The organism is Curtobacterium sp. MCBA15_009 (assembly GCF_001864895.1).
Lineage (GTDB): Bacteria > Actinomycetota > Actinomycetes > Actinomycetales > Microbacteriaceae > Curtobacterium.
In genome coordinates this window covers 208,082-228,446 of record NZ_MJGO01000039.1, presented here as the reverse complement: position 1 = coordinate 228,446, position 20,365 = coordinate 208,082, and the positions used below count along the sequence as shown (strand labels likewise).

23 protein-coding genes and 2 tRNA genes are annotated in these 20,365 nt (G+C 71.2%); 18 read left to right on the top strand and 7 right to left on the bottom strand.

What is annotated here, in order from left to right; all coding sequences use genetic code 11:
* Positions 1 to 73: 73 nt before the first annotated feature.
* From BIU97_RS14330 to BIU97_RS14310, 5 genes are all read right to left on the bottom strand, one after another.
* Positions 74 to 691 carry a response regulator transcription factor gene (locus BIU97_RS14330; RefSeq protein WP_071261306.1) on the bottom strand — a complete coding sequence of 206 codons (618 nt, stop codon included), beginning with the start codon at positions 689 to 691 and terminating at the stop codon, positions 74 to 76.
* Positions 688 to 1,713: a sensor histidine kinase gene (locus BIU97_RS14325; RefSeq protein ID WP_071261308.1), complete on the bottom strand. Its 1,026-nt coding sequence runs from the start codon at positions 1,711 to 1,713 to the stop codon at positions 688 to 690. The genes BIU97_RS14330 and BIU97_RS14325 overlap by 4 nt, the downstream gene beginning before the upstream one ends.
* A 142-nt stretch (positions 1,714 to 1,855) precedes the next feature.
* Positions 1,856 to 1,929: transfer RNA gene (locus BIU97_RS14320), tRNA-Pro, on the bottom strand.
* Between the two features lie 92 nt (positions 1,930 to 2,021).
* Positions 2,022 to 2,978, bottom strand: a complete 957-nt coding sequence (locus BIU97_RS14315; protein WP_071261310.1) for a metallophosphoesterase — start codon at positions 2,976 to 2,978, stop codon at positions 2,022 to 2,024.
* Complete coding sequence (locus BIU97_RS14310) at positions 2,975 to 5,533, bottom strand: transglycosylase domain-containing protein (protein ID WP_071261312.1); 2,559 nt, start codon at positions 5,531 to 5,533, stop codon at positions 2,975 to 2,977. Before BIU97_RS14310 ends, BIU97_RS14315 begins: the two co-directional genes overlap by 4 nt.
* A gap of 50 nt (positions 5,534 to 5,583) precedes the next feature.
* Between BIU97_RS14310 and BIU97_RS17790 the strand changes: the two genes are divergently transcribed.
* Together BIU97_RS17790 and BIU97_RS14305 are read left to right on the top strand one after the other, a co-directional pair.
* A complete protein-coding gene (locus BIU97_RS17790) occupies positions 5,584 to 5,742 on the top strand; it encodes a DUF4177 domain-containing protein (protein WP_139196058.1) in 159 nt (52 codons plus the stop codon).
* Positions 5,739 to 6,200, top strand: a complete 462-nt coding sequence (locus tag BIU97_RS14305; protein ID WP_071261319.1) for a RidA family protein — start codon at positions 5,739 to 5,741, stop codon at positions 6,198 to 6,200. Before BIU97_RS17790 ends, BIU97_RS14305 begins: the two co-directional genes overlap by 4 nt.
* Positions 6,201 to 6,278: 78 nt before the next feature.
* Here BIU97_RS14305 and acs read toward each other — a convergent pair whose 3' ends face one another.
* Complete coding sequence (gene acs / locus BIU97_RS14300; protein WP_071261321.1) at positions 6,279 to 8,231, bottom strand: acetate--CoA ligase; 1,953 nt, start codon at positions 8,229 to 8,231, stop codon at positions 6,279 to 6,281.
* Between the two features lie 576 nt (positions 8,232 to 8,807).
* Between acs and BIU97_RS14295 the strand changes: the two genes are divergently transcribed.
* The 16 genes from BIU97_RS14295 to BIU97_RS14225 all read left to right on the top strand — a co-directional run bounded on the left by BIU97_RS14295 (position 8,808) and on the right by BIU97_RS14225 (position 19,887).
* Positions 8,808 to 9,830, top strand: coding sequence for a CpaF family protein (locus tag BIU97_RS14295; RefSeq protein WP_083404842.1), 1,023 nt, complete (start codon positions 8,808 to 8,810; stop codon positions 9,828 to 9,830).
* Positions 9,827 to 10,660: a type II secretion system F family protein gene (locus tag BIU97_RS14290; RefSeq protein ID WP_071261323.1), complete on the top strand. Its 834-nt coding sequence runs from the start codon at positions 9,827 to 9,829 to the stop codon at positions 10,658 to 10,660. Before BIU97_RS14295 ends, BIU97_RS14290 begins: the two co-directional genes overlap by 4 nt.
* A gap of 84 nt (positions 10,661 to 10,744) precedes the next feature.
* Positions 10,745 to 10,942, top strand: a complete 198-nt coding sequence (locus tag BIU97_RS14285; protein ID WP_071261325.1) for a DUF4244 domain-containing protein — start codon at positions 10,745 to 10,747, stop codon at positions 10,940 to 10,942.
* Entirely contained in the window at positions 10,926 to 11,258 is a 333-nt protein-coding gene (locus BIU97_RS14280) for a TadE family protein (protein ID WP_071261334.1), read from the top strand. Before BIU97_RS14285 ends, BIU97_RS14280 begins: the two co-directional genes overlap by 17 nt.
* 19 nt (positions 11,259 to 11,277) lie before the next feature.
* Positions 11,278 to 11,718: a hypothetical protein gene (locus BIU97_RS14275; RefSeq protein ID WP_071261336.1), complete on the top strand. Its 441-nt coding sequence runs from the start codon at positions 11,278 to 11,280 to the stop codon at positions 11,716 to 11,718.
* Entirely contained in the window at positions 11,694 to 14,501 is a 2,808-nt protein-coding gene (topA, locus tag BIU97_RS14270) for a type I DNA topoisomerase (RefSeq protein WP_071261339.1), read from the top strand. Before BIU97_RS14275 ends, topA begins: the two co-directional genes overlap by 25 nt.
* Positions 14,498 to 15,133, top strand: a complete 636-nt coding sequence (gene tmk / locus BIU97_RS14265) for a dTMP kinase (RefSeq protein WP_071261341.1) — start codon at positions 14,498 to 14,500, stop codon at positions 15,131 to 15,133. Before topA ends, tmk begins: the two co-directional genes overlap by 4 nt.
* Before the next feature lie 25 nt (positions 15,134 to 15,158).
* Positions 15,159 to 16,301 (top strand): DNA polymerase III subunit delta', encoded by a 1,143-nt coding sequence (locus tag BIU97_RS14260; protein WP_071261344.1) that lies wholly within the window; start codon positions 15,159 to 15,161, stop codon positions 16,299 to 16,301.
* Between the two features lie 170 nt (positions 16,302 to 16,471).
* Entirely contained in the window at positions 16,472 to 17,107 is a 636-nt protein-coding gene (locus BIU97_RS14255) for a TetR family transcriptional regulator (protein ID WP_071261346.1), read from the top strand.
* A gap of 44 nt (positions 17,108 to 17,151) precedes the next feature.
* Positions 17,152 to 17,227: transfer RNA gene (locus BIU97_RS14250), tRNA-Thr, on the top strand.
* Between the two features lie 169 nt (positions 17,228 to 17,396).
* Positions 17,397 to 17,681, top strand: a complete 285-nt coding sequence (locus tag BIU97_RS14245; protein ID WP_071298015.1) for a hypothetical protein — start codon at positions 17,397 to 17,399, stop codon at positions 17,679 to 17,681.
* Between the two features lie 9 nt (positions 17,682 to 17,690).
* Positions 17,691 to 18,014, top strand: a complete 324-nt coding sequence (locus BIU97_RS14240; RefSeq protein ID WP_139196057.1) for a hypothetical protein — start codon at positions 17,691 to 17,693, stop codon at positions 18,012 to 18,014.
* Entirely contained in the window at positions 18,014 to 18,265 is a 252-nt protein-coding gene (locus BIU97_RS14235; RefSeq protein WP_071298013.1) for a hypothetical protein, read from the top strand. The genes BIU97_RS14240 and BIU97_RS14235 overlap by 1 nt, the downstream gene beginning before the upstream one ends.
* 386 nt (positions 18,266 to 18,651) lie before the next feature.
* Positions 18,652 to 19,260, top strand: coding sequence for a hypothetical protein (locus BIU97_RS14230; RefSeq protein ID WP_071298012.1), 609 nt, complete (start codon positions 18,652 to 18,654; stop codon positions 19,258 to 19,260).
* A gap of 119 nt (positions 19,261 to 19,379) precedes the next feature.
* On the top strand, positions 19,380 to 19,544 hold the full coding sequence (locus BIU97_RS17375) for a DUF4236 domain-containing protein (RefSeq protein WP_083420972.1): 165 nt from the start codon (positions 19,380 to 19,382) through the stop codon (positions 19,542 to 19,544).
* A 76-nt stretch (positions 19,545 to 19,620) separates the two neighbouring features.
* Positions 19,621 to 19,887: a TM2 domain-containing protein gene (locus tag BIU97_RS14225; protein WP_071298011.1), complete on the top strand. Its 267-nt coding sequence runs from the start codon at positions 19,621 to 19,623 to the stop codon at positions 19,885 to 19,887.
* An 87-nt stretch (positions 19,888 to 19,974) separates the two neighbouring features.
* Here BIU97_RS14225 and BIU97_RS14220 read toward each other — a convergent pair whose 3' ends face one another.
* Complete coding sequence (locus tag BIU97_RS14220) at positions 19,975 to 20,364, bottom strand: hypothetical protein (RefSeq protein ID WP_071298010.1); 390 nt, start codon at positions 20,362 to 20,364, stop codon at positions 19,975 to 19,977.
* Between the last annotated feature and the right edge of the window lies 1 nt (position 20,365).

Sequence of the window (20,365 nt, the reverse complement as noted above, 5' to 3'; positions counted from 1 at the left end):
AACTTCGTGAGCAGGAGTGGTCGGGTCGACGACGCGCACTCGACCACTGCTGCTCGCGGAGTGCGGCGGTGCCTCAGGTGAGCAGGCCGAGGCGCGTCGCGGCGGCCACGGCGGCGACCCGCGAACCGACGTCGAGCTTCCGGAACACGTTGTAGACGTGCCGCTTCACCGTGCCGATCGCGAGCTGCAGGTCGGCGGCGATCTCGGCGTTCGTGCGTGCGGCCGCGACGAGGCGGAGCACCTCGAGCTCGCGGTCGCTCAGCGGTGCGCCCGCACGGGCCTCGGTGACCAGGTCGACCGGGAACGTCACCGGCGCCGCGTCGGCGTGCGCAGCCCGGGCGATGCGGTCGACGAGCTCGCGGCTCGGGGTGTCCTTCGTGACGAAGTCGACCGCGCCCGCGTCGAGGAGCGTCCGTCGGAGCACGGCGTCCCGGTGCATGGTGAGCACGACGACGTGGATGTCCGGCCGGGTGCGTCGCACGGTCGCGATCGTCGTCCGCGCCGGGGGACCGTCGAGCTCGACGTCGAGCAGCAGCACGTCGATCGCCGCGGCCTCGGGGGAGTCGAGGACGTCGGCAGGACGTTCACCGTGTGACACGACGCGGATGCTCGGGACGGCGCCGAGGATGGTAGCCAGGCCCTCGCGGAAGAGCCGGTGGTCGTCGACGATCGCGACGTGGGTGATGGTCACAGGGTCCCCCTCGGGATGGTCAGCCGGACGGTCGTCCCCGTGCCCGGAGCGCTCTCGACGTCGAAGCGCGCCCCGATGACGGCGGCACGCTCCCGCATCGTCTGCTGACCGAGCCGGCCGTCGGCGTGGTCCTCCGGTGCGAACCCGGGCCCGTCGTCGGACACCGTCACCACCAGGGCCCGCCTGCCCCAGGCGAAGTCCACCGTCGCGGTGGAGCCGGGCGCGTGCTTCGCCCGGTTCGTGAGCGCCTCGAGCAGGATCGTCAGGGCTTCCTCGGCCTGCCAGACCGGCAGCCGTGCCGGGGTGCCGGTCGAGTGCACCGTCAGTCGTTCGTCGTCGCGGAACAGGTCCTTCGCGTGCCGGGCCAGCGCGTCGTCGAGCAGCGCGTCACCGACCCGGGCGTGCAGGCTCACGGCGAGGTCCTGCACGTCGCCGAGCGCCGACCGGAGCAGACGGCTCGCGGCGTCGAGCTGCTCTGCGCGCTCCGCCGCCGGGGGATCGGTGAGCAGGACGAGGTCGAGCCGTTGCAGTCCGGCGAGGATCCCGTGCGCCACGCGGTCGTGCAGGTCCCGGGCGATCTGCGTCCGCGAGTCGAGGTGCGCCGTGGTGACCCGCTGGCGCAGCGCCTCGGTGTAGGCGACGGCGCCGGCGGGGAACCGGCTCCAGATGCCCGAGTGCAGGGCGCGGGTGGCGCGGATGACCTCGGCGGTGGTGACGGCGCCGACCTCGTCGACGAAGACCGGCACGTACGCGTCGAAGAGCATCTCGGCCGCGAGCATCGCGCCGGCCGGGTGCTGCGCGTGCTCAGCGTGCAGGGCACCCGTCGCCAGGTGCGCCGGGTCGAGGTAGGCGTTGCTCACGACGCTGCCGTCGGCGCCGGCGGCGTACCGCTCGTGGGCGTCCGCGATCATCGACGTGATGTTCTCGGTCAGGCTCTCGGCCAGCGCGGGGTCCTCGGCGAACTCGGGGAACTGCGCGCCGATCTCGGCGAGGACGTGGGCGAGGGAGCGGTCGTTCGGCATGTCGTTCGTGAGCGTAGCCGGAGCCGCGGCCGACGACGGACGGGAACCGACCGGGTGGGTCGTCGGACACACGGCTGTGGGGAAAGCAGAAGGCCCCGGTTCCGGAGAACCAGGGCCTTCTTCGTACTGTCTCAACACAGTGTCGGGGTGACAGGATTTGAACCTGCGACCTCCTCGTCCCGAACGAGGCGCGCTACCAAGCTGCGCCACACCCCGCGGTGTGATCACTCCGTACCGGAGCAACCCCAGAAGTCTACCCGACGATGGGGTGTGCTCACGACCATGCGCTGCACGCCGGGCGCGTCGGCTCAGACGGTCCGTGCGGTGAGCGTGACGACGACCGCCTCGGGGCGGCACGCGAAGCGGACCGGGGCGTAGATCGACGTACCGATCCCCGCCGAGACCTCGAGCCACGACCAGTGGTTCCGGTGCTCCCACTTGTGCAGGCCGCTGGCGAAGCGCCGGGGCAGGTCCGAGTTCGTGACGAGTGCGCCGACGCCGGGCACCGCCACCTGGCCGCCGTGGGTGTGCCCGGCGAAGATGACGTCGGCACCCTGGGTCACGAACGCGTCGAGCACCCGACGGTACGGCGCGTGGGTGATGCCGAGGGCGACGGCGGCGGGACCGTCCTCGTCCTCCGACCACGGGACGTCGCTCCGCATCTCGTCGACGTTCGTCGGGAGCAGGTCGAGGCGGTCCCAGTCGCGGTGCGCGTCCGAGGTGCCGAACAGCTCGAACCGCGACCCGCGGAGCTCGATCGCGTGCGCGTGGTCGTTCACGTCGAGCCAGCCGAGCGACTCGAAGAACGCGGTCTGCCGGTCGACATCGAGGCCGACGGGCTCCGCAGCGTGGCCCATCCGGCTCGGACCGGAGAAGTACCGGAGCGGGTTGCGGGGGGAGGGGGCGTAGAAGTCGTTCGACCCGTACGCGAACGCCCCGGGGACGCCCCGGAAGGGCTCGAGGGCGTACTCGACGGCGGCGTTCGCGGTCGGGTGACCGAGGTTGTCGCCGGTGTTCACGATGAAGTCCGGCTCGACGAGGCTGAGGTCGCGGAGCCACTGCTGCTTGTCGGCCTGCCACGGCGCCATGTGGATGTCCGACAGGTGCAGGACGGTGACGTCACGCGAACCCTCGGGGAGCACCGGGACGGTCTCCCAGCGCAGCCCGAAACGTCGCCGCTCGACCAGGGACCCCCACGCCGCCGAGGCGGCGCCGGCGGCCGCACCGGCTGCGAGGACCCCGAGCGCGGTGCGACCGCGGGTCACTTGCAGCGCTCCGGTGCCTTGCCGTTCTTGTCGCCGAACAGCTGGATCGTCACGGTGGAGTCCTTGGCTGCGGCGGCGTCGGCAGCGGGGTCGACGGCAGCGACCCGGCAGGCCTTCTTGCCCCCGCCCTTCGCGTAGTCGTCGGAGACGGCCACGTTCGAGAACCCGGCGTCCTCCAGGGCCGATCGCGCACCGTCGAGGGACGCGCCGGCGACGTCGGGGACGTTCGCCTGGGTGCCGTCGGACGTGTAGACGGTGACGGTCGAGTCGCTCGACAGGAGCGCACCGGAGGCGGGGGAGGTGGACTCCACCGAGCCGGGCTGGCCGGTACCGGGGCGCTGGCCGCCGTCGACGTAGCGGAAGCCGGCGCCGGAGATGAGCGAGCGTGCCTCGTCGGCGCTCTTGCCGGCGACGTTCGGGACCGGGCTGCTGTTGCCCCGGATCGCACCCTGACCCGGGTCAGTGAACGCGCCGGCCGGGTAGAGGGCGTTGATCGGGGTCATCGCCTGTCGCCAGACGTCCGCGCGCGCACCGGCGTACGTCCCGTTGACACCGTTGCTGAAGTGCCGGAGGTTCGTCTTGCCGCCGTCCGTGTTGCCCTGCCAGTAGGCGGTCGCCACGCGGGAGCTCGCTCCGACGAGCCAGATCTGCTCGGCTTCGTTGGTCGTACCGGTCTTCGCGAACATCTGGGTGCCGTCCGCCGTCTGCGCGCCGACGGCCGTGCCGCTCCGGATCGTGCCCTTCATCGCGTAGACCGCGGCCTGCGCGAACGCCGGGTCGACGGCCTGCTGGCAGTCCTTCGGCTGCCCGCCGAGCTGCTTGCCGGACGGCGAGGTGATCTGGTCGATGGCGATCGGCTTGCAGTAGATGCCGTTGTTCGCGACCGCGGCGTAGGCGGCGGCCATCGTCATCGGGGCGATCTCGTTGGTGCCGAGGATCGCCGAGGGGTTCGTGGTGAGTTCGTTGCCGTCGGCGCGGTGGACCCCGAGCGACTTCGCGATGTCGCGGATGTCGCAGAGGTCGAGCTTCTGCGCCATCGAAGCGAACGCGCCGTTGATCGACCCGGCCGTCGCCCCCAGGACGCTCCAGTTGTGGCCTTCACCGGGGGCGTCGTTCGTCACCTCGAACTGCGTGTAGTCCGTCTGGCCGCAGATCGTCCAGGGCGACATCGTGCGCTCGGCACCGCTCACGGTCTCGTTCAGCCCGTGGCCCGTCTTCACCCAGTCGAGGAGCGTGAACAGCTTGTACGTCGAGCCGGTCTGGAAGCCCGTTGAGCTGCCGTACCTCTGGTCGACGCTGTAGTTCAGCGACGTGGACGTCGGCGCCGACTTCAACGACTCGTCGAAGTCCTTGTTCTGCGCCATCGTGATGATGCGACCCGACCCAGCCTCGATCGAGTTGAGCGTCGCGCCGAGCGCGAAGTTCGTCTCGGCCTTGTTGTCGTACGTGTTGAGCAGCTGCTTCTGCTGCGCGTTGAGGTCGAGGTTCAGCGTCGTCTGGATCTTGTAGCCGCCGTTGCGCCAGGCCTTGTCGCGGGCCTTCTGCGACGAGCCGAGCTGCGACATCTCGAGCACGACCTTCTTGGCGTAGTCGCAGAAGAACTGCGACCCGTCACCGACGGATGCCCGGCAGCCCTGCGACGGCTGCGTCAGGTGCACGTAGTCGGCGGGCTTCGCGAGACGTGCCTTGCGGTACTCGTCCTCGGAGAGGTTCTTCTGCGCGTACATCGACCGCAGGATGACGTTGCGGCGGGCGACGTTGGCGTCGTACTTCTTCGGGGTCGACAGGTTGCGGGCCTCGGGGTACTGCACGATCGCGATGAGCGAGGCGGCCTCGGCCGGGGTCAGGTCCGTGGCGCTCTTGTTGTAGTAGTGCTGCGCTGCGGCCTGCACGCCGTAGGTCTGGTCGCCGAAGTAGGCGATGTTCAGGTAGGCGGTGAGGATCTCCTTCTTGGAGTACTTCTTCGCCAGGCCGATCGCGAGCTTCATCTCCTCGAGCTTGCGGGGGATCGTCTGCTCGACGGCCTCCTTGTAGGCCTTCTCCTGCTCCTCCTTCGTGGGGAGGTCGAGTGCCTGCTGCATCTTGATGTTGCGGACGAGCTGCATGGTCAGCGTCGACCCACCGCCCGAGTCGCCGAGGCCACCGGCGATGCTGCCGACACCGGCGCGGACGAGCGAGGTCATGTCGACGCCGCCGTGGTCGTAGAAGCGCTTGTCCTCGCCGTCGATGGCGGCGTTCTTCAGCTGCTCGCTGATCTGGTCGAACTTCAGCTCTTCGCGGTTCTGGTCGTACAGGGTCGCGAAGTGCACGGACTTGCCGCCCTGGTAGGCGTACAGCTCGTTGCGCTGCGGCAGGTCACCGATCTCGATGTACTCCGGCAGCGACTCGAACACACCGATCGTCGAAGTCGTCGTGACGCCGGCGACCGCGATGGCCGGGGTGACGCCGATCGTGACGAGCAGGCCGGCGAGGGCACTGAACCCGACGAAACCGATGAAGGCGCCGACTGCTGAGACGGGCTTGGTCCGCGAGGCAGACGTCTTCTGGGCAGACATAGGATGCAGCCTAAACGACACCCACGACTGAAAGGCTGGCAAGGAACCGCATGACTCGCTGGGAGTACTTCACCACGCCGCTGATGATCCACACCACCACCGCGATCCTCAACAACTACGGGGACGAGGGCTGGGAGCTGGTCCAGGTCGTCACCGGGCCCGAAGGCGGTCTCGTCGCCTACCTGAAGCGCCCGAAGGCCGACGCGTGAGCGTCGCGGACCGACTGACCGAGCTGGGGCTGACGCTCCCGCCGGTCGCCGCCCCCGTCGCCGCCTACGTCCCCGCGGTCGTCACCGGCCAGTACGTCTACACGGCCGGGCAGCTGCCGTTCGTCGACGGCGCACTGCCCGTCACCGGCAAGGTCGGGGCGTCGGTCGATGCCGAGACCGCCACTGCGCAGGCCCGCGTGGCCGCGCTCAACGCGCTGGCCGCCGTCGAGTCGGTCGCCGGATCGCTCGACCGCGTCGCCCGGGTCGTCAAGGTCACCGTGTTCGTCGCGTCGGAGCCGTCCTTCACGGGCCAGCCCGGGGTCGCGAACGGTGCCTCCACCCTGGTCGGCGAGGTCTTCGGTGACGCCGGCGTCCACGCGCGCAGCGCGGTGGGCGTTGCGGTGCTGCCGCTGGACGCGCCGGTCGAGGTCGAGCTGGTGGTGGAGCTGACCGCCTGACGGCGGCGACCGGCGCGACCGACGTGAGCAGGGCCTCCAGTCCGAGACGGACGGGAGGCCCTGCTCGCGTTCCCGGGACTACATGAGTTCCGCGATGGTCGCCATGATCGTCGGGTCGGCCAGCGTGGTCGTGTCGCCGATGCGGCGGCCCTCGGCCGCGTCGCGCAGCAGGCGTCGCATGATCTTGCCGGAGCGCGTCTTCGGCAGCTCCGGCACGATGACCACCTGGCGGGGCTTGGCGATCGCACCGATGCGCTTGCCCACCCAGTTCCGGAGCTCGGTCGCGGCGGACTCGCGGTCGACGTCGGCGGCGGCCTCGGCGGTCAGGATGACGTACGCGACGACCGCCTGTCCGGTGGTCTCGTCGGCGGCACCGACGACCGCGGCCTCGGCGACGCCCTCGTGCCCGACCAGCGCGGACTCGATCTCGGCCGTCGACAGACGGTGTCCCGACACGTTCATGACGTCGTCGACGCGGCCCTGGATCCAGATGTCGCCCTGGCCGTCGAGCCGCGCGCCGTCGCCGGCGAAGTAGCGGCCGGGGAACCGCGACCAGTAGGTCTCGACGAAGCGGTCGGGGTCACCCCAGATGCCGCGGGCCATCGACGGCCACGGTTCGGTGATGGTGAGGTAGCCGCTCTCGCCGGGGTCGGCGCGGTTGCCGTCGTCGTCGACGATCTCCGCGACGATGCCGGGCAGCGGCGTCTGCGCGGCGCCGGGCTTGAGCTTCGTGACGCCGGGCAGGGCGGAGATCATGATCGCGCCGGTCTCGGTCTGCCACCACGTGTCGACGATCGGGGTGCGGTCGTGGCCGATCACCTGGCGGTACCAGTTCCAGGCCTCGGGGTTGATCGGCTCGCCGACGCTGCCGAGCAGGCGCAGGGTCTCGAGGCTGCGGGCCTCGGGGATCTCGCGACCGGCCTTCATCGCCGCACGGACCGCGGTCGGGGCGGTGTACAGGACGGTGACGCCGTACGAGTCGACGATGTCCCACCAGCGGCCGGGCTTCGGCTCGTCGGGCGTGCCCTCGTAGAGCACCTGCGTCACGCCGTTCGCGAGGGGTCCGTAGACGACGTAGGAGTGCCCGGTGATCCAACCGATGTCGGCCGTGCACCAGTAGACGTCCTTCTCCGGGTGCATGTCGAACACGTTCTTGTGCGTGTAGGCCGCCTGCGTCAGGTACCCGCCGGAGGTGTGCACGATGCCCTTCGGCTTCCCGGTCGTGCCCGAGGTGTACAGGATGAAGAGCGGGGTCTCGGCGGGGAAGGCCTCGGGCGTGTGCTCCGGGGCGGCCTTCGCGACCTCGTCGTGCCACCAGAGGTCGCGGTCGTTCCAGGCGATCTCGTTGCCGCCGCGCTTGACCACCAGGACGTGCTCGACACTGTCGGTGCCGTCGCCCTCGAGCGCCTCGTCGACGGCGGGCTTGAGCGCGGACACCGCCCCACGGCGCCAGCCGCCGTCAGCCGTGACCACGAGCTTCGCGCCGGCGTCCTCGATGCGGGCGCGCAGGCTCTCCGCGCTGAACCCGCCGAACACGACGGAGTGCACGGCGCCGATGCGGGCGACGGCGAGCATCGTGACGACCGCCTCGGGGATGAGCGGCAGGTACACGACGACGCGGTCGCCCTGGCCGACGCCGAGGTCGGTGAGCATGTTCGCGGCGCGCTGCACCTCGGCGGTGAGCTCGGCGTACGTGATCCGGCGGGTGTCGCCGGGGGCGCCCTCGAAGTGGATCGCGACCCGGTCCCCGTTGCCGGCGCGCACGTGCCGGTCGAGACAGTTTTCGGCGACGTTGAGCGCGCCGTCGGCGAACCACTTCGCGAACGGGGCGCCGGACCAGTCGAGGGTCTGCGTGAACGGGGTCCGCCAGTCGAGGAGCGTGCGGGACTGCTCCGCCCAGAACGCCTCGCGGTCGGCGGCGGCGGCCTCGTGCAGGTCCGCATTCGCCACCGCGTCGGCGACGAACTCGGGCGGCGGCGGGAAGGTCGCGCCGTCGTCCTCGCGGTGGTCGGTCTGGGTCGGAGTGGACATCGATGTCCTTTCGCGTCGTTGCGTCCTCAGGGTGCGGAACGGATGCTACCCCTCGGCCGGACCGGGGTGCGGCGCTGTTGCCCCGCGTGGCGGCGCGCCCGGACGGCGCGTCGGGGGTTGCCCCTCCCGAGGGTTCGTGGGGTACAGTAGATCCCGCTGGACTCGTTTCCGGCGGCATCGAATCGGATTCCCCCCAATCCTCCGATGTCCAGGCGGCACCTGTTCCCCCCAACCGGTGCCGCCTCTTCTTTTGCCCGGGGTCCGGCTCGCGGCACACCGTCCCGCCAGACTGTCGAGTGACCCTCGGATCCGCATGGGCACGCGGGTCGGTGGACAGAACGGTCCACGATCACGTGCGGTGTGTCAGTCGTTGACATAGCGGTTGCGATGCAAACGCATGCTCGACCCGGCGACGATCCTGGGGTGGCCGGGGACCTCCAGCGCGGGAACGCCGAACGGGGTACGGGATTCCGTTCCGGGGGACAAAACGGAGCACGGCTCGTGCGCTGCTCCGTCGTGCACAAACCTGTGCCTGCGGACTCGGTGACGGACCGCGGACCCCTACGGTCGGGCGGCATGCACCGCCTCCGTGCCGCACCTGCTCCCACCCCGTCCGCCGTGGTGCCGTTCCTGCCCGGCGTCCCACCGCCGTCGCGACGACGAGCGGACGCGGTCCTCGAGTTCGAGGAACTCGCCGACCTCGTCTCCGACGCGGCCGTCACCGACGTGCTGGTGCTCGGCGGCGTCGGTACCTGGGTCGACCGCGGTGCCGGCCTGCTGGCGGTGCAGCCCGTGCTGCCGGAAGCACGGACGCGCGAGCTCGCCACCCGCCTGGTCGCACTCGGCGGGCGGCACGTCGACGAGACCACCCCGTGCGCGGACGTCCGGCACGGCGACGGCGTGCGGGTGCACGTCGTCCTGGCGCCCGTGTCCGTGGGCGGGACCGCGCTCTCCGTCCGCCTGCCCCACCCCGAGCCGCCCACCCTCGACGCCCTCGAACGCAGCGGCACCTTCGACGACGTGCCCCGGGCCTGCGTCGACCGGGCGGTCGCGGCGCGCCGCAACGTGCTCGTCACCGGCGCGACGGGCAGCGGCAAGACCACCCTGCTCGCGGCGATGCTCGGCGCGGTCCCGACCGACGAACGGATCGTCACCGTCGAGGACGTCGCCGAACTCCGCATCGCGCACCCGCACGTCGTCGCGCTCGAGGCCCGGCAGGCGAACGCCGAGGGCGCCGGAGCGCTCGGTCTCGACCGCCTGGTGCGCGAGGCCCTGCGGATGCGGCCTGACCGCCTCGTCGTGGGGGAGTGCCGCGGCGCCGAGGTCCGGGAGCTCCTCGCCGCGCTGAACACCGGCCACGACGGCGGCGCCGGCACCGTGCACGCCAACGGGCTCGACGACGTCGCCGCACGCCTCGAGGCGCTCGGCGCACTCGCCGGCCTGGGTGTCGAGGCGCTCGCCCGCCAGGCGGTCAGCGCCGTCGACCTCGTCCTGCACGTCGAACGCCGTGCCGGCGGACGGCGGCTCGCCGGCGTCGGCGTCCTGCGGGTGGGTCCGGACGGGAGGCTCGTGGTGCGCCCCGAGGACCCGACCGGGTGAGCAGGCGGCCGGCACCCGACCCCGCGCGCGCCGCCGGCACGCTCGACGAGGTCGCGACGCTGGCGGCCGCCGGCGTCCCGCAGCCGCGGGCCTGGGAACTGGTCGGGGGCCTGCCGGACCCCGGCACCCCTGCCGCCCGCGACGTCCTCGTCGTGCTCCGGGTCGCCGAACGCACCGGAGCCCCGGTCGCCCCGACGCTCCGCCGCCTGGCCGCGGCGCTCCGACGGACGGCCGCGTCGGACCGGGCGGTCCGCGTCGCGCTCGCCGGGCCGCGGACGAGCGCCCGCGTGGTCCTCGCGCTCCCGCTCCTCGGCCTCGCCCTCGGAGCGGCCTGGGGAGCCGGGGCGGTACAGGTGCTCGTGTGGTCGCCGGCGGGCTGGGCCTGCACGGCGCTCGCCGTCGTGCTCGTGTCCGTCGGACGGACCTGGACCGCACGGCTCGTGCGCGCGGCGACGCCGGACGGCCGCGTGCCCGGGACCCTGCTCGACGCCTGGGCGGTCGCCGTCTCCGGCGGCGGGTCCTGGACCGCGGCGGGGGCAGCCGTGACGGCCGCGACGGACGGGACGCCCCTGCCTGCGGCGGAAGTGGTGCGCCTGCGCGAGGTCCTCAACCTGGCGCAGCGTGCCGGGGTCCCCGCGGGAGCGCTCCTGGCACGGGCCGCCGAGGACGTCCGTGACGAGGCGGCCGCGGCGGGCCTCGTCCGGGCCGAGCAGCTCGCCGTCCGTCTCGTGCTGCCGCTCGGCGTCTGCGTGCTGCCCGCGTTCGTCCTGGTCGGCGTCGTCCCGGTCGTGGTCGGTGTCCTCTCCTCCACCGTCACCGGCATCCGGTGACCTCTCCACAGATGTCCACTGCCCACCACGACGGACCGCCGTGCTCCGCGACGCTGGTGGCACACGACAGAGAGGAACGAACCCATGAGCACTCCCACCCCACCGCGCCGTCGCCCCCGGCTCGCTCCGCGCCTGCGCGACGAGCAGGGCTCGGCGACCGCGGAGTACGCCGTCGTCATCCTGGCCGCCGTCGCGTTCGCCGGCGTGCTCGTCGCCGTCATGCGCTCGGGCGAGGTCCAGACGCTCCTGACCGACCTCGTCCGCGGTGCCCTCGCACCGTGAGCGCGGGGCGGTCACCGTCGAGTTCGCGGTCGTCCTGCCCGCGGTGGCCCTCGTGCTCACGTCGCTCGTCGCGGCCGTGCTCGTCGTCGACGGGCGGGGCCGACTCGAACTGGCGGCCGCCACGGCGGTCCGGGCGCTCGGCCGGGGTGACGAGACCGCGGCGCGGGCAGCGGTCGACCGGATCGCTCCCGGCGCATCGATGCGGGTCAGCCGCTCCGACGGCCTGGTGTGCGTCGACGCAACGCGGGCCGGCACCGGGCCGTTCGCGGCGGTCGCCGTGCACGCGACGACGTGCACGGTCGACGGGGGCCGGTGAGGCGGGTTCGGCGACCGTCGTGCTGGCCGTCGTGCTGGCGCTCGGCGTGTCGGTCGCCTCGGCGGCGCTCGCCGCCGCCGGCTCGCGCGGTCAGGTCGTGCACGCGCAGGGGGTCGCCGACGCCGCTGCGACCTCGGCCGCCGCCGCGGTCGTCGGACTCGTGCCCGGCGCGCCGTGCGCCGTCGCCGCCCGGGTCACCGCGGCGGACGACTCCGTCCTCACCGGCTGCGACACCCGTTCCGCGACGGTCCGGGTCCACGTCCGCGTGGGGTCCGGACCGTTCGCCGTCGACGCGGACGCGGTCGCCGGTCCGGCGGACGAGCAGCCCGGACACTGTGTGTATGGTGTGCCTGTCGGCCACCGGTCACCGATGTCCCGGGCGACCCGGACACGATCGTGGCCGGGGCCGACCAGCACCATCGATCAAGGAGACACGTGCCAGGCACGAAGAAGCTCGTGATCGTCGAGAGCCCCGCGAAGGCGAAGACGATCGCGCAATACCTCGGTGACGGATACGACGTCCAGGCCTCGGTCGGACACATCCGCGACCTCGTCGAGCCGAAGAACCTGCCGGCCGAGCTGAAGAAGGGCTCCCTCGGCAAGTTCTCGGTGGACGTCGACAACGGCTTCGAGCCGTACTACGTCGTGTCCGACGCCAAGAAGAAGACCGTCTCCGAACTCAAGCGCGCCCTGAAGGACGCCGACGAGCTCTACCTCGCAACAGATGAAGACCGCGAGGGCGAAGCGATCGCATGGCACCTGCTCCAGGTCCTCAAGCCGAAGGTCCCCGTCAAGCGGATGGTCTTCCACGAGATCACGAAGGAGGCCATCCAGCGCGCGCAGGAGGCCACCCGTGAGCTCGACACGGCCCTCGTCGACGCGCAGGAGACCCGCCGCATCCTCGACCGCCTGTACGGGTACGAGGTCTCGCCGGTCCTGTGGCGCAAGGTCGGCCCCGGCCTGTCCGCCGGTCGCGTGCAGTCCGCCGCCACGCGGCTCGTCGTCGACCGCGAGCGCGAGCGCCTGGCGTTCGTCTCCGCGAACTACTGGGACCTGTCCGCCCGCTTCGAGCGGACCGGCGAGTCCGCGTTCTCCGCACGCCTCGCCCGGATCCAGGGGACCCGCGTCGCCTCCGGCCGCGACTTCGACGACCGCGGCACGCTGAGCGGTGACGTCGTCCGGCTCGACCAGGCGGCCGCCGCCTCGCTGACCACCGTGCTCGAGCGCGCCGGTGACGCCACCGTGCGCAGCGTCGAGTCGAAGCCCTACACCCGTCGTCCCGCGGCGCCGTTCACCACGTCGACCCTGCAGCAGGAGGCCGCGCGCAAGCTCCGCCTGTCGCCGCGGCAGACCGCCCGTGCCGCCCAGACGCTGTACGAGAACGGGTACATCACCTACATCCGTACCGACTCGGTCTCGCTCTCGCAGCAGGCGATCAACGCCGCCCGCAAGCAGGCGGCCGACCTCTACGGCGCGGCGACCGTCCCGGACAAGCCGCGGCTGTACGCCAGCAAGAGCAAGAACGCGCAGGAGGCCCACGAGGCGATCCGCCCCGCCGGTGACTCCTTCCGCACGCCGCAGCAGCTCGAGGGCACGCTGACCGGCGTCGAGTGGCGGCTCTACGACCTCATCTGGAAGCGCACGATCGCGTCGCAGATGGCGGACGCCAAGGGCTCGACGGCGTCCATCGTCCTCGGCATCGCGTCGGGGGAGTCCGTCGAGGGCCTCGCGGTCACCGCGAACGGCACCGACGCCGAGTTCACCGCGTCCGGCACCGTCATCACCTTCCGCGGCTTCCTCAGCGCGTACGAGGAAGGCCGCGACGAGGACCGCCACGAGTCCTCCGACCGCGCCGGGCAGGACGTCGCCCTGCCGGACGTCAAGCAGGGCGAGCACCTCGAGGTCCACGACGTCGAGGCCAAGGGGCACGACACGACGCCGCCGCCGCGCTTCACCGAGGCGAGCCTCATCAAGACGCTGGAAGAGCTCGGGATCGGGCGTCCGTCGACCTACCCGACGATCAGCCCGACGATCATCGACCGCGGGTACGTCTCGCTGCGCGGGACCCAGCTCGTGCCGAACTGGATCGCGTTCAGCGTGGTGCGCCTGCTCGAGGAGTACTTCGGCGAACTCGTCGAGTACGACTTCACCGCCGAGATGGAAGAGGACCTCGACCGGATCGCCCGCGGCGACGCCGACCGGGTCGACTGGCTCAAGGGCTTCTACTTCGGTGGCGGAGCCGAGGACCAGCGCGGGCTCCGCACGGTCATCGACAACCTCGGTGAGATCGACGCCCGCGAGATCAACTCCGTCGAGCTCGCACCGGGGCTGACCCTGCGCATCGGCCGCTACGGCCCCTACATCGAGGTCCCCAGCGACGACCCGGAGAAGCCGCGCCGCGTCAACGTCCCCGAGGACCTGGCCCCCGACGAGCTGACCGCCGAGAAGGCCAAGGAACTCGTCGACGCCCCGGTGCTCGGCGACCGGGTGGTCGGCATCAACCCGGAGACCGGGAAAGAGGTCCTGGCGAAGGACGGCCGGTTCGGCCCCTACGTCACCGAGCGCACGCCGGAGCCGGAGCCCACCGCGGACCCGTCCACGGGCGAGATCGTCGAGTCCACCCCGGCCGCCGAGGCGGTGCCCGAGAACACCACGGGCGACGGCACGGCCGCCGCGAAGAAGGCACCGGCCAAGAAGGCGCCCGCGAAGAAGACGACGAAGAAGCCCGCCGCCCCGAAGGAGCGCACGGCCTCGCTGTTCAAGTCGATGGACCCGCAGACCGTCGACCTCGAGACCGCGCTGAAGCTCCTCGACCTGCCGCGCGTCGTCGGGCAGGACCCGGAGACCGGCAACGACATCACCGCGCAGAACGGGCGGTACGGCCCCTACCTGAAGAAGGGGACCGACACCCGCACGCTGCCGGGCGAGGACGCGATCTTCGACATCGACCTGCCCGGGGCGCTCGAGCTCTTCGCGCAGCCGAAGTACGGCGGCAACCGCACCGCGAGCGCCGCGCTCAAGGAGTTCGACGCCGACCCCGTGTCGGGCAAGCCGATCAAGATGAAGGACGGTCGCTTCGGCCCCTACGTCACGGACGGCGAGACGAACGCGACGATCCCGCGCGGCGAGGACGTCGAGGCGGTCGACCACGCCCGCGCGGTGCAGCTCATCGCCGACAAGCGTGCCAAGGGACCGGTCAAGAAGAAGACGCCGGCCAAGCGGGCACCGGCCAAGAAGAAGTGACCGGTCGCTTCATCACGCTCGAGGGCGGCGACGGCGCGGGCAAGACGACCCAGGCCGAGATGCTCACGGCGTGGCTCGGCGAGCACGGTCGGACCGTGGTGCGGACCCGTGAACCCGGCGGGACCGCCCTCGGCGAGCGGATCCGCGAGATCGTGCTGCACGAACGCGGCCACGTCTCGCCCCGCGCCGAGGCGTTGCTCTACGCGGCCGACCGTGCGCACCACGTGCAGACCGTCGTCCGTCCGGCCATGGCCCGTGACGAGGTCGTGCTGCAGGACCGCTACACGGACTCGTCCGTGGCCTACCAGGGCGTCGCGCGCGGCCTCGGAGCGGAACAGATCCGCTCGGTGTCCGACTGGGCGTCCGAGGGCCTGCGCCCCGACCTGACGGTCCTGCTCGACCTCGACGTCACCGTCGGCCGGGCACGGGTGGCCGCGGCGCGCGGGGACACCTTCGACCGCCTCGAGTCCGAGGCCGCGGCGTTCCACGAGACGGTGCGCCGGGCGTTCCTCGACATGGCCGAGGCCGAGCCGGACCGCTTCCTGGTCGTCGACGCCGCGGCACCCGCCGACCACGTGCAGGACGTCATCCGTGCTGCCGTCGCGCCGCTCGTCGGCATCGACGGCGCATGACGGTGGTCGCTGACAGGATGGTGCCGTGAGCGTGTGGGACGGCCTGACCGGCCAGGAAGAAGCAGTCGCGTCGCTCCGCAACGCGGCCGAGTCGACCGACGGCACCGGCGGCATGACCCACTCGTGGCTCATCACCGGCCCGCCCGGGTCCGGCCGCTCGAACGTCGCGACCGCCTTCGCCGCGGCGCTGGTCGGGAACGGCCCCGACGACGACCACACGTTGCGGCAGATCGTCGCGAAGACCCATCCCGACGTCTCGGTGCTGACCACGCAGCGCGTCATCATCACGATCGACGAGATCCGGCAGCTCGTGACCTCGTCGCACTACTCGCCGTCGGTCGGGCGGTACCGCGTCGTCATCGTCGAGGACGCCGACCGCATGACCGAGCGCACCTCGAACCTGCTGCTCAAGGCGCTCGAGGAGCCCCCGGAGCGCACCGTGTGGATCCTCTGCGCCCCGAGCGAGGCCGACCTGCTGCCGACGATCCGGTCGCGCGTGCGGTCGGTGCGGCTCCGGGTACCCGGCATCGAGTCCGTGGCGGACCTGCTCGTCGCCCGCACCGGCGTCGACCGGGTGCTCGCGATGGACGCCGCACGCCAGGCGCAGAGCCACATCGGCATGGCACAGCGCCTCGCCACGAGCGCTGACGCCCGCGACCGCCGCCGCCGGACGCTCATGACGGTGCTCAGGGTCCGCAGCGTCGGCGACGCCGTGATGGCGGCGGCCGACCTGCTCGCCGTCGCGGACGAGGACGCCAAGGCCATCACCGAGCAACGGGACGCCGAAGAACGCGACGCCGCGCTCCGCTCGCTCGGGGTCGAACCCGGTGGGACCGTCCCGCCGGCGTTGCGTTCGCAGCTGCGCGCGCTCGAGGACGACCAGAAGCGTCGCGCCACCAGGAGCCTGCGCGACGGGCTCGACCGCATCCTGGTCGACGTGTCGTCGCTGTACCGCGACCTGCTGCTGCTCGGACTCGGCGCACCGGCGGAACCCGTGAACCTGGCGATGCGGGAGCAGCTCGACCAGGCCCTGCAGACCGTCTCGCCGGCGGCCGCGCTCGAGGTGCTCGATGCGATCGCCCTCGCCCGGCAGCGGATCGCGGCGAACGTGGCGGCGCTGCTGGCGCTCGAGGCGCTGCTCGTCACCATCGTCCGCGCAGCGCGCTGACCGACGGGTCCGATCCGGCAGACGCGCCGGATCGGTCCCGAGCGCCATCATCCGCCGGACCGCACGATGGGCGGTGACACCACCGGACGTGACGGTGCGTGGCGGACGCTGGACGGGCCTCCCGGCCGACCGGACGGTGACCGGCGAACACCGCGTGCGACAATTCCGGCATGCCCGATGCCGAACCCGGCCTGCGCGAGCGCAAGCGCCGCGCCACCCGCCGTGCGATCCAGCAGGCCGCGCTCCGCATCGCGCTCGAGGACGGGCTCGGCGCCGTCACCGTGGAGGCGATCTCGCGGCGTGCGGACGTGTCCTCGCGGACGTTCTTCAACTACTTCCCGAGCAAGGAGCAGGCGATCCTCGGCGACGACCCACGGCTGCCGGAGGACGAGTCGCTGCGGACGTTCGTCGACGGCGGGCCGGTCGGCGACGTGCTGGCCGACCTCGGGGCGCTGCTCGTGCACTCGGCGCGTGAGCTCATCGAGGAGCGGGGGCTCATCGCCGAGCGGCAGCAGGTGCTCCGGGCCAACCCCGAGCTGTTCAGCCGTCGCATGGAGTCGATGCGCGAGTTCCAGGGAGCGATCCAGGCCGCGGTCGCGCGTCGGCTGGAACGCGACGACCCGGGGTTCGCCGCCGACGCGGACGCGCTGCGGCGGCGGGCCGGCCTCGTGTCGTCCGTCGCCCTGGCCGCGCTGCGGCACGCGTGGTGGGAGTGGTCGGCCTCCGAGGCGGGTACGGACCTCGTCGACGAGCTCGAGCGCTCGTTCGCGGAGCTCGGCGTGCTCGTTTCGCGTTCGCTCGTCTGAGCCTGTATAGTCATTGACCGTGCCGCTCCGGAGACGGAGCGTCCGCCGCCTTAGCTCAGTCGGTAGAGCGATTCACTCGTAATGAATAGGTCGTCGGTTCGATTCCGACAGGCGGCTCCACAAAAATCCCCGGTCAGACTCGCATCAAGAGTGAGTCAACCGGGGATTTTTCGTTGGCGGGTGCACACAGCAGTACACACACGAACTCTTGGATCGGGCCACTTCTTCGCCTGTCGAGCCGATAGTAGGTACTGAGTCCGGGCGCTCCGGACAGGGACGGAGAAGCTCAGTGTTCACTACCCCGCTGTCGAACGCCCGGTTGCAACTCGACATCACCCTGGAGGCGCTTGGGAAGCTCCGGGCGAGCCTCGCGCTGGCGAACGAGATGTCCACTCGTGAGGCAATCAGCGAAGAGATCCGGTGGCACGAGGCGCGGGAGGTCAAGGATCGTTTCGACCTCTGGCGGCTGCGTGAGCAGTGCGCGCATGTATGGGTACCTGCCGGCCTCGAACCGGACGACGAGCGGGTGTGCGCTAGGTGCGGCCTGCGATGGGCGGACCCTGCTTCGAGTTGACGTGATGCAATGTCGGTCGCTCCCGCAACACTGCTGGCCATGCCTCAGCACCGTTGGGCACCGCCCGAGCATCAGGACGTCTTGATCCACGTCGCCGATTCGCTGCCCGTCGAGGAGATCGGCGAGCCTGAGGAGCTCGACGCTCCGGAGCCCGTCTGGGTGTCGAACCTGCGCTTCGAGGAGATCGGCGTGCTCACCCAGGTGAAGGCGTTCGCTGTCGCCCGGTCCGACGTCGCCGTGTGCGTGGAGATCGCGTGGCAGGGGCGACTGCAGCGTGCCTGGGTGCCGCGGTCAACCGTCACGCGGCGCACGCTCAAGCCGCGGCGGGACTGATGGCGCGACGCCGCCGCGACCGGTGGTCGCTCGGTCCCGCGCTGGGGCTGCCGGAGGCGGCGCACGGCGGCCCCGTGTTCGACCTGCCGTCGCCCGATCCCGTGCTCGCCTGGGTGCAGTTCCCCGATCGGATCCTCGAGGTCGAGGCGCACGTCATCGCGTACACGGAGCGCGCCGTGCTCGTGGAATGGGGGCGCGGGCAGGCGGCGGACTGCGCGTGGGTGTGGCGCGACGCGATTCGGCCTCAGTGAGGACAACAACATCTCCGGGACAGCGCCCAACAGGCTCATCGGAGACGACAGACGAAGGATCCCCACAATTTTGTGGATACCGAACAGCGTTAATGACGCGTTCATAGTTAATGACGTAGCATCCCGTGCAAGGTCGTACGAGCCCCAAGTTCGCACGCACCACCACCACGCCGCCACACGAAGGACCCGAAAGCCATGGCATCCGCTGCGCTCGGAAGTGTTTACGTACTCTCCACGGAAGGCGTCGCTCAGCTCGCAGATCTCCAGTCGCGCGGGAGCGCACCGGTTGCAACCCCCGGGTTCGTGTCCGCTCGCCCCGTCGACGAGGCGTCGCGTGACCGCCGCCTGACGGAACTTCAGAGGCTGGTCTCCGGCGCTCGTCGGAAGTGAGCACGGAGAGCGCTGACCGACTTGACTACTCCGTCTTCGCCCTAGCAGACCTGAAGGACGAGAAGTACAGCTCGCTCCGCGAGGCAGTCGAGGAGCGTCTTGCAGCGTTTGACTGTCGGCTTTCGCCTCACCTCGAGAACTTCGCGCGAGGGCAAGTGCGTAAGTGGGAGGACCACGGGCACAGCCGTACCTACGTCCTCGTCTGCGCTGATGAGGACGAGGGGATCGACGTGCCAGCCTTCTTCACCGTCGGCATGACGAGCCTGGACCTCAGCAGCGCATCGAAGGGTGTTCGGAACAAGCTAAGCGGGCAGATCTCGATTCATCACACTGGCGCGTACACGATCGCAGAGCTCGCGCGCTCGGACCGGTACACGAGCGCGCAACTTCCAGGCTCGGTGATCCTCGATGAGGCGAAGCAAATTATCCGCCTCAGCCGTGAGCTCATCGCTGGCCGCTTCCTCGTGGTGGACGCGCAACGGAAGGTCTTCGAGCACCTATACCAGCCCGCCGGGTTCCGCCAGCTGGCTCTTGCAGAAGCGCCTCCGCAGAGCATGCCGGACGCCGAGTTCATCACCGCCTGCGCAGTGATCAAAGACTGGTAGCCGCACCCACAACGACGAAGAACGCTCCGCCAGCCTTGGTTGAGGGGGCGGGGCCTGAACGCCGCCATGCCCCGTTCGGGGACTTCGCATCTGCCGGCGATGAGGCGCACACTTCGTGCATGGGTCTCCTGTTCCGCCGTAGCAAAAAGCTCGGCCGCGGTGTCCGGCTGAACGTCTCCGGCTGCGGTGCGTCCGTGTCGGCACGGAAGGGCCCGTTCTCGGTGTCGTCGCGTGGGCATGTGACGATCCGGCTCGGCAAGGGGTTCTCGTTCCGTCTGTTCTGACCCGTTCGAGGGTCGCGGCCAAGCGGTCGCTGCCCATACGCTCAGGCGGTCCACAGCAGGATCCGAGGGGAACACCATGACCGACCAGCAGACCGCACCCGCCGCAGCGCCGACCTACTCGGACGCACGGCCCCAGAAGCACATCGGCACCGCGTACAAGTGGATCTACTTCTTCGGCATCATCGGTGCGCACCGCTACTACATGGGGAAGATCGGCACCGGCATCCTCTACACCTTCACCGCCGGCCTGTTCGGCATCGGCACCCTCGTCGACGTCTTCACCCTCGACAAGCAGATCGCCGAGATCAACCACAAGGCCGGCGTCGCCCCCACCAACCGCTGACCCACAGAACGACGAAAAGCCCCGCAGACCGTGATGGTCTGCGGGGCTTCGTTCGTACTGGCGGCGCTCGCCACCGGGCGGGCGGGGTCAGGCTTGTCCGTCGCGGCGGAGCTGGCGGAACTCGTCGCGGGGGATGGTGTGGTCCATGTCCGGCCAGTCGGGCAGCTCGTCCCGGGTGATGCCGGCGGCGGAGATCAGCTGGACGCGGAGCTCGGCGGCGTGCTCGCGGGCGCGCTGCTCGTTGTTGACCGCGACCTGCCGGTTTGCGTCCGCCCAGTCCGCGCGCTCGTTCGCCTGCTCGAGGCGGGCGAGTGCTTCGTCGCGCTGCTGGACGATGTCGACGCGGCGCTTGCCCTCTCGCGGGGAGACTCCGCGGCGGATCTTCGCGATGACGGTGCCAAGCGACGTGATGACCGCCGAGAGGCCCGCGCCGCCGCCGAGGGTGGCGAGGAGGACGATGGGGTCGATCTGGCTCACT